This is a genomic window from Olsenella sp. CU969, assembly GCF_905219715.1.
Taxonomy (GTDB): domain Bacteria; phylum Actinomycetota; class Coriobacteriia; order Coriobacteriales; family Atopobiaceae; genus Granulimonas; species Granulimonas faecalis.
The window spans coordinates 1-2,120 of record NZ_CAJMXC010000137.1; the positions used below are offsets into that span (position 1 = coordinate 1).

A 2,120-nucleotide genomic window follows, 5' to 3' on the forward strand; every position below is an offset into this window, starting at 1 on the left:
CCCCCCGTCGGCACCCCCCCGTCGGTACCTGAATGCGGTTGAGGGCGACCACCGGTGCCGAACCGTGCGGGAAGTCGCCCTCAAGCGCGTTCAGGGAGGTGGAATCCGCTCTCAGGCGCGTTCAGGTTTGGAGAGGGGCGCCCCCAGGCGCGTTCAGGTGCTGAGAGGGACGCGCCCGCAGAGGCGCCCCGCCCGCCGCCGTCTTCCCGTCGCGCCCCCGCTCGACGGGTATGCTTGAACCGTCCGTTCACCTCGCAGAAGGAGGACCATCCTTGGACACGCGAGACCTCAGGCTCGCAGCCAACGCCATGCGCCACGACGTGATCCGCATGCTGGCGCAGAGCAAGTCGGGCCACCCCGGCGGGTCGCTGTCGGCGGCCGACATTGTGGCCGCCCTGTNCTTCTCGGGCGTCATGGACTATGANGCCGNGAATCCCGACGACCATACCGGCGACCGCTTCTTCCTCACCAAAGGTCATGCCGCCCCCATCCTCTATGCCGCCTACCACCGGCTCGGCTGGCTCTCCGACGACGACCTCATGACCCTGCGCCAGCTCGGCTCCAAGCTCCAGGGCCACCCCGACTCCCANGCCTGCCCCGGCGTGGAGGTCTGTTCCGGCTCCCTNGGCCAGGGCCTCTCGGTCTCCGCCGGTTGCGCCCTCGGCCTCAAGATCGACGCCGCGGCCGTCGGCGCCANNCCGCGCCANGGCTTCTGCCTGCTCGGCGACGGCGAGCTGCAGGAGGGGTCCAACTGGGAGGCGCTCATGTTCGCCGCNCNCCGCGGCCTCGACAACCTCTGCGCCATCGTCGACCTCAACAACCTGCAGATCGACGGGCATGTGACCGACGTCTGCTCCCTCGGTGACATCGACGCCAAGCTCGCGGCCTTCGGCTGGGGCGTCACCCGCGTGGACGGCCACGACGTGGCCGCCGTCGTGACCGCCCTTACCGCCGTCAAGGCCGCCGCCGGCGCGCCCCAGGCCGTGGTCTGCGAGACCGTCAAGGGCAAGGGCGTCTCCTTCATGGAGGACCAGGCCTCCTGGCACGGCAACGCGCCGAGCCCCGAGCAGGCCGCAACCGCCCTCGCCGAGCTCGACGCCGAGCGCGACGCCATCGAGAAGGAGGCTTAAGGCATGGCTGAGACCAAACCCCGCGCCACCCGCGAGGCCTACGGCGCCACGCTCGTGTCGCTCGTCGAGGAAGGTCTGAACGTCTGCGCCGTGGACGCGGACCTCGCCGGCTCCACCAAGCTGGGGGTCCTCGGCGCCGCCTACCCCGACCGCTTCGTGGACGTGGGCATCGCCGAGCAGGACATGGTGGGCGTGGCCTCGGGCCTGTCGCTCACCGGCCGCACCGTGTTCTGTGGCTCGTTCGCCGTGTTCGCCCNNGGCCGCGCCTACGACCAGATCCGCAACACCGTNTNCGACTCCGGNCNCGANGTGAAGGTGTGCCCCACCCACGCCGGCATCACGGTGGGCGAGGACGGCGCCACGCACCAGTCGCTCGAGGACATCGGCATGATGCGCGCCCTGCCCCAGATGCGCGTGCTCGTGCCAGCTGACTACGACAGCGCCGCCGCATGCCTGCGCCTGGCCGCCGCCACGCCCGGCCCCCTCTATGTGCGGATGGGCCGTCATCCCGTCCCCGCCCTGTACGACGAGGGCTTCGCCGCTGAGCTCGGCGGCTCCCGCGTGCTGCGCNAGGGCCGCGACGTGGCCATCGTGGCCTGCGGTGTCGAGGTCTCCCAGGCCCTCGCCGCGGCCGACATCCTCGCGTCCGACGGCATCGAGGTCCACGTGGTTGACGCCTACTCCGTGAGCCCGCTAGACGAGGAGGCCGTCCTCNCCGCCGCCGAACGCTGCGGCCGCGTGGTCACGGTCGAGGAGCACAGCACCGCCACGGGCCTCGGCGCCGCGGTGGCCGAGCTCCTCGGCGAGAGGCGCCCCTGCCCCGTGCACCGTCTGGGCATGACAACGTTCGGCACCTCCGCTCCGGCGGCCGACCTGCTCGCGCACTTTGGCTTGGACGCCCAGGGCATCGCCCGCCAGGTCCGGGGGTTCTGTCAAGGCTGATGCCGGCCCGGCTTCTTGGCGGCACCCCCCCTGGCACCCCCCTGGCGG

General features: G+C 71.8%; 2 protein-coding genes. Both read left to right on the forward strand.

What is annotated here, in order from left to right; translation table 11 throughout:
- Positions 1-272: 272 nt before the first annotated feature.
- Positions 273-1,130, forward strand: coding sequence for a transketolase (locus JX283_RS08200; protein WP_370583437.1), 858 nt, complete (start codon positions 273-275; stop codon positions 1,128-1,130).
- A gap of 3 nt (positions 1,131-1,133) precedes the next feature.
- Positions 1,134-2,072 (forward strand): transketolase family protein, encoded by a 939-nt coding sequence (locus JX283_RS08205; protein WP_204830137.1) that lies wholly within the window; start codon positions 1,134-1,136, stop codon positions 2,070-2,072.
- Positions 2,073-2,120 lie beyond the last annotated feature (48 nt).